Genomic DNA, 7,484 nt, shown 5'->3' on the forward strand with positions numbered 1-7,484 from the left:
TTAACTTATTTAGGGTTTCTAATTCTTTTTTGTTCAGAAAATTATTCTTTATTGGTTATTTATTTTTAATATTATTTTTAATATTTCTTTTGGTGGGATCTTTTGATGATTCTATTGATTAGTAGTGGCCATATATCGATGGTAATTTTAGTATTGAATACAATGACTGGTTTGGCAGTTTTTTTTTGAAGTCTTTATTTTAAGTAAAATATATTCAGAATATTCTCAGGTATTATAGTAATAGGAACATCAGTGTTCTATTGTCTATTAAGAACCTTGTTAATTTGGATTAATAATGGTTGAGGGTATCTCTATCTATATATAGAGCCCAAGAAGCAAGCTTAACCTCACTTAAGTCAGTGGGGGGAGGATCCAGCTATTGCAGGAAAAGAAGCCCCCTTCTGTTTGATTGGAAAGCCTATGAATAATAACTCGATGGCAGGCCAAGCAGAGTGTTATGTTATCGTCTTGGGGGATATCCTTCTAAAAAAATTATTATCATTTTATATGATATGGGAGTCGCTTAAGCTAACAATAAAGTATAAAAATAAGGGAAGGGGAACTCCTTTGTAAATCAAGATATTCAAGTTTAAATTAGCTCTTTAAATTATCAAATCTCCTCTTGTATACTAGGTTTATATAAAGTATTTTTAGCAAAAATATAAATTCCCAATATAAAGTTAAATCTATACCATAAATAATTTTTAATATAGAATTTTTTACAATAGATTTAGTGGTGATAGTAATGGAGACCAATAAAATTATTAATTTCAATAAAATTATTAATTTTATTACCAGTTAAGTTGATGAATAGCTTATTCAACAAGTTGACTCATACTTCATATCGTATGGGCCAGGAAATCTTATCTTGATTAACAAGATAGATGAAGTCCGAAAAAGCTATTTGAGTTTGTAAAATAGGCTTTTATATAGATTAGATCTGAAAGCCGATTATATTAAGCACTGTCAAAATGTTAATAAGCACACTTATTCAAGCAATGAATCAGTATGTATAAAAAAAGATTAATTAAAATACTCTTCTTTGGGTTATAAGCTTTTTTATATATTTCCCATTCATTGGGGATAGATTAACCTTTCGTATAAAAGAGGTTAATATTTTGTTGCTGAAAAAAGATTATTTATTCATAGAAAATCTCTAATAATAAATGATATCACAACTCATCTAGTTATTTTAGCTGATATGACAATGAGTGTGTTACTCACTACAAAGATGGTAATGATAGAGAGTTTTTCTCTTTTCAGTTAAGTTATCATACTTGACAAGTATTAGAGTGTATAATTTTAAGAGCAACTAATACTTTGATCTTTTAAAAATAAATATTTGCTTCTTTTTATTAAGAAATCTCTAGAGATATTAGGATTTAAGATGCTTTAAAAAATGATATCATTAATTTTTAATTTTAAAGTTAAGAGGTTGATTATTTGAGATAAAAATCATACTGTTTACAGATTATTTAGCTTAGTTTTCTCTATGTATTATATAACCATCATTAAAAAATAACTAGTCATAGCCCCCTTTATTGCTTTTCCTTTTCCTTACTCGGAGTTATTTTTTCTATAGGGTATGATTTGAGGGTGTATAATAACCTGAGGATTAATTGTCAGGGTAGTATTCCCTTTAAAAAGGGGGAGGTCAGGGTTTTTTTCACAGAGAGCAGATTCTTAAAAAATCTCTAAGGTCTGAATAGTAAATCTAGTTAATCTCGGGTTTCCAGTAAGATCAGGAATAGAGCGATGGTAAGCACTGTAAATAAAAAAATCATTTAAGCATTTGTTGATTTATTTTATTTCTATTGCACTGCAAACAATTTTTTATCTATAAGATGAAATATGGCTTAAATTAAGGGAAAAGATAGTTTAAGTCTCCAAGGTAACCTTGCAATAAACTTAAAGCAGCTACGGTTGCCGTTTCGGTACGTAATATCCGAGGTCCGAGATACAAACGGATAAAATGATTCGCCACTGCTTGCTGAATTTCAGCTTTACTGAATCCTCCTTCAGGACCAATCAAGATCGTAACTTGTTTAATATTTTTTCTGAAATTAGAAAGTGTTTTTTGATGGCTTAAGTCGCAAACAAAAGAGAGCCCGTCTCGTTTTTGCGATAGCCAGTTATTTAACTGTTGCGGTTTATTGATTTTAGGAATTTGTGCTCGTCCTGATTGTTCACAGGCACTTATCACTATCTTTTCCCAATGTAAAAATCGCTGACTTATTTTTGCACTTCGATCAGTGATTAAAGGGATAATACGTTTAACTCCCAGTTCAACAGCTTTTTGTAAAATATAATCCATTGTATCGCTGTGGGAAATTCCTTGAGCAAGTTCAATAAATAAAGGTGATTCGGTAAAAGGTACGTACTGACTTTGAATGACTACCTCTATTTGTTTTTTTTGAATGTGCACAATTTCTGCTTTATAATCATTACCATCACCATTAAATACAATAATTATACGTCCCTTTTTGACACGTAATACATTCAATAAATAGTGACAATTACGTGAATCTAAAGTAATTGTCATGTTTATTTTTAGTACTTCATGATAGTATATACGTGGGATTCGCATTAATTACCCTGATTTAAAATTTTATTGCTATTGTATAATTTTATCCTCTTTAAGAAAGATATATAATACCATCGATGAATAAAAGAAGTTTTGAGATTAATGATCTACCCAAATTCAGTTCTATTGTGTTTAGTGATGTCGAAGAATTCCTTGATCAATTACTAAGTCAAAGTCGAAATAAAATCGAACAACTTGTCGTGTCAAGTAAAAATTATACTTGGCAAACCTTGATGCAACCTTTAGAAGAGATTAACGATCAATTACATTGTTATTGGGCCCTTATTAGTCATCTCAATGCAGTTGTCAATTCTCCAATTGTGAGAGAAGTGTATCATGCATGTCTTCCTAAATTATCGAAATATACTACTGAAGTTAGTCATCATTATGATCTGTATCAAGCGATTCAATCGCTAGCCAATGGTATTGAATATCACAAATTAAATAACGCACAACGCAAAGTTATCGATAATGAAATTCATAACTTTCAATTATCTGGTATTAGTTTGCCACTTAAAAAAAAGCAGCGTTTTGCAGAATTAACTAAAACATTATTAGAACTTCAAAATAAATTTGAAGAAAATGTATTAGATGCTACTCAGGGGTGGTTTAAACAGGTTACAAATGCAAATGAACTTCATGGTTTACCGCCCTATGCAATAACGCTGGCTCGTCAAACAGCGGTACAACGTGAATTAAAAGGTTGGATATTTACATTAGAAATTCCCTCTTATTTGTCTGTTATAACATATGCAAATTCTCGAGCATTACGAGAAGAAATGTTAACGGCTTTTGTCACTCGTGCATCCGATCAAGGTCCTAATGCAGGGAAATGGGATAATACAAAAGTAATGGAAAAAATCTTGAATATTCGTTTGGAATTAGCGCAATTACTTAATTTTAAAAATTTTGCTCAATATTCTTTATCGACGAAAATGCTTAAAGAGCCCCCTAAAGTCCTTGAATTTTTAAATCAATTAATAAAGGCCTCTCTTCTTACAGCAAAGGAAGAATTTAAAGAACTTTGTGAATTTTCAGAAAAAAGTCTAGGTATTAAAAAATTAGAAGCATGGGATATTGCATATGCGTCTGAAAAATTATGTCAAAAAAAATATTCTATTTCTCAAGAAGATTTGCGACCATATTTTCCAGAGGTACAAGTGGTTCAAGGGTTATTTAATGTCGTTAATCGTTTATTTCAGATCTCTATAAAACTTATAGTTGATGTGGATATTTGGCATCCCGATGTGCGCTGTTATGCGGTATATGATGCGCAAAATCAATTGCGTGGTTATTTTTATTTTGATCTTTATGCTCGTGAAAATAAGCGATCTGGTGCGTGGATGGATAATCCTCGTTTAAGACGTCAATTGTCTAATAAAGAAGTACAACTTCCTGTAGCTTTTATTACCTGTAATTTTAATCCACCGGTAGAGAATCATGTTGCTCTTTTGAGTCATGACGAAGTGGTAACATTATTTCATGAATTTGGTCATGCGATGCAGCATATACTGACTGTTATTGATTATGCAGAGGTTTCAGGAATTTCTGGAATTCCTTGGGATGCTGTAGAATTAGCCAGTCAATTTTTAGAAAATTGGGCCTGGCAAAAAGAATCACTAGTTATGCTCACTAAGCATTATCAAACTGGTGAACCGTTGTCAGATGAATTACTTCAAAGAATGCATAAAAAAAGAAATTTTCAAGCAGCAATGCAAATGATGCGTCAATTGGAATACGCTTTATTTGATATGCGATTACATATAGAATTTAATCCCGTTATTAAAAATCAAATACAAAAAATTCTCGACAAAGTTCGTCAGGAAGCTTCTGTACTTCCGATACCAACATTTAATCGATTTCAAAACAGTTTTTCTCATATTTTTGGGGGGAGTTATGCTGCAGGCTATTATAGTTATAAGTGGTCAAAAGTAATGGCTGCCGATGCATTTTCGCTTTTTGAAGAGAAAGGAATATTTAACTTACATACTGCAAAACAATTTTTAACCTATATCTTAGAGCCAGGTGGTTCTGAAGAACCTATGGCTTTATTCAAAGCTTTTCGTGGACGAGAGCCAAAAATAGAAGCTTTATTACATCAAAAAGGTATCCAGCCTACACTTATAAATCTATAAATATAAAAAATTATATTATATTAAATCGATTATGATCATCTATAATATATCATAGATTATTATTTTTTTAGAATTTTTAAATATATTTATTTAAATAAATTTAATATATTAAATTTATTAATACTAATCATGAATGAATATAAATTGTCTTGCTATTTGTGAGCAACAGATTGTATTTTTATGAAGTAATATAGAAAACCTTTACAATTTAATCTAGGACACAACTACATCTTCATCTTAAAAATTACCTATTGAAATTGTTGTAAAAACTTTAAATTAAGTGCTATAGCGAGTAAGTATTAGTTTTTCATAGAGAGAGAAAAACTAGGATGATGGACATTTCATTGAATCAAGTCGTTGTGTTTCAATATAATAACTCTGGTTAATGTAAATATAATTGATAGTGTGGGTTAAAGAAGTGTAAACAATGAGTCTGGAATTAATAACGGTTGTGCTTCTGTTGTTATACAATGATAGTATTGAATTTATTTGGGTTAGATGGCTTTAGATGAAAACTATTGTTATTAATTTCGAATTTTTACACAACCTAGGTTCATTTTTGGATCACCGATCGGTTGTGTTGTTTGAATCTTGTATAGATGTTGCTGGTATCTCAAAATATAAAAGTTCATAATGGTATTTAAGAGATTTTTTATTAGTTCGAATCCAAAAGATTGAGGTCTGAAGATAGATATAAAATTAGAGGATATGTTACTTACTTCAAGAAGGGCTGTGCGTTTAGCACTTTGTTATTCATATTCCCAAAAAATATTCAATATATATTTAATCAAGTGTGATCAAGTTAAAAAAATAAAAGATATTTAATGGGATATTAATTTAAATTGTTTATTTTTCAATTAGTTTTTTATAGGATATTTTCTTGAATTTAATATCTTTAACATAAGAGCTTTACATGTGATCAATTGCTTTGGTAATTATAAGATAGATATAGATAACCACAAAACACGGTATGCTAGTAGTATATCTATATCTTTCTTCAGCGTGGGGTTATTTAAAGTTAGTGATCAGGGTTCCTCTGTGTATCGTCGAGTTATAGGTGTATCTAAGGAAGTTTGCGTTTTGAAATATATAGGTAGTTATAAAAATCAGTTATAAGTCATTCAAAAGTAAAAAATATTTTTATCAATTAAAATGGTTATATTAAACTAAATTCAATTATTCAATTTCAGACTTAACTCTGCCAAGAAACTCCCTACTTTTAAAAACTCCCTCTCTTTATACGAGATTGAATTTTTGAACTCGAGTTTAGAGGAAATGGTAGTAAAACTATTGAAGAATCCGATGTATATTTTAGAGATGATTAGTTATTTTAAAATAATTTCCTTTATGATCCTATTTAACCTAGATATATGAGTGTGTTGGATACAATTTTGGTAATGATTAGCGTGGGTGGGGGTGGTGGCCTCCTCTGTATATCTTGAACTTCGAAGATGGGTGCTCTAGAAAGTGTTAAGTGCTAAATAAATTCATTTTTTTTGGCAGATTATCAAGATAGAGAAAGTCGTGTACTATGAAAAGTGTCCATACTCTGTGCTTTTCATTGAATGTAGTAGTGTGTTTTGTTAGTATTGAATGAGGGGAATGTCTTCCTATAAGATAGGAAGATCTATAAAATTACTATAGTAGAATTAGGTTTATTTATTAAATATTGGTTATGAAGCATTAACTTTAAAAGTTAAATATCCCATAGGCAGATATGATTAGAAAGGGAAAGACTGTGTAAATCGGAGGAACTCTACAGCTGATTAAAATAGAAAGTGTTTGTTATATAAAAACTTTTTACTTTATTTGAATGAATAAATAGAGTATTTTTTCTTCAAAGTAATACATGATGATTATATCAAATCGAGATATAAATTTAAAAAAAAATAATCTTTTTATTTAAGATATTTTTTAAGAAATTCGGTAAATTCTAGTATAATTTTATTAAAATTCCTTTCTGAAGTTAGAATAATAGAATTTAGTTTTTATTCATTAAAGCGTCGATGTGTAGCTTTAGTTTATGTTCAAGGATTTATTAAATAAGTTAAGAATTTTTCTTTAAAACATTAAAACTATAAATCTATAAATAAATATTTTATAGGAACGATGGTAGGAAAATTATAACTTATAAATTAGGTAGCGGTTTTAAATTAATAAGTTATAATAATTAAATTAGATAATATTACTAAAAATAGGTAATTGAAATATTATTGAATAACTAATTGGACACGTACTTGCTGGTGTTAAATAAATAAATATATAATCTTCCAGTAGTGAAGTTTATAGCAATTATAAAAATTTACTGATGGATCAGTAAATTAGGAAGATGCTCATCCTACATTTAAAGTGTTTTAAGATAGAAACATTCAGTAGACTCAAAAAATCTATTAATATTTTAGCTAAATCAAATTTAGATCTTGGTGATATGAAGCTTTGTTTGATTATGAAGTCTTTTGTTTATGAAATTGATAATACACTATTTTATTAAAGGAATCTAATTTTCTTAGATTTATAAAAGAATGTAAAAAATATCAATGTATTTAAGTAGCGATAGAGTAGTATATTATACAATTTTTACCTACCATACTATTAAATGCTATGAACCATGAAATGGTTTAATAATTCTTTTTTGAGTTCAAAATCTTGGTAAGAATATATCTTTTATTAGATAATATTAAAATATAGATAAAACTGAACTATTAAAAAACCTGTAAAAAATACTAAAATCTTTCAATAAAGCACTGATGGATACAGTAAGTGTT

Annotated in this window: 2 protein-coding genes; one reads left to right on the forward strand and one right to left on the reverse strand. The window is 28.9% G+C overall.

What is annotated here, in order from left to right; genetic code table 11:
- Positions 1-1,861 precede the first annotated feature (1,861 nt).
- The gene (locus CLERM_RS02835; RefSeq protein ID WP_102157085.1) at positions 1,862-2,587 is read right to left on the reverse strand and encodes a 16S rRNA (uracil(1498)-N(3))-methyltransferase; all 726 of its coding nucleotides are present in this window, start codon (positions 2,585-2,587) and stop codon (positions 1,862-1,864) included.
- 74 nt (positions 2,588-2,661) lie between these two features.
- On the opposite strand from CLERM_RS02835, the gene CLERM_RS02840 reads away from it, so the two are divergent.
- Positions 2,662-4,719 (forward strand): M3 family metallopeptidase, encoded by a 2,058-nt coding sequence (locus CLERM_RS02840; RefSeq protein WP_102157086.1) that lies wholly within the window; start codon positions 2,662-2,664, stop codon positions 4,717-4,719.
- Positions 4,720-7,484 lie beyond the last annotated feature (2,765 nt).

The sequence above is a fragment of the Coxiella-like endosymbiont genome (assembly GCF_002871095.1).
GTDB lineage: Bacteria > Pseudomonadota > Gammaproteobacteria > Coxiellales > Coxiellaceae > Coxiella.

Bases quoted from the DNA above. Each gene is read 5' to 3' on its own strand.
- CLERM_RS02835 (WP_102157085.1), bottom strand. From the start codon at position 2,587: ATGCGAATCCCACGTATATACTATCATGAAGTACTAAAAATAAACATG.
- CLERM_RS02840 (WP_102157086.1), top strand. From the start codon at position 2,662: ATGAATAAAAGAAGTTTTGAGATTAATGATCTACCCAAATTCAGTTCT.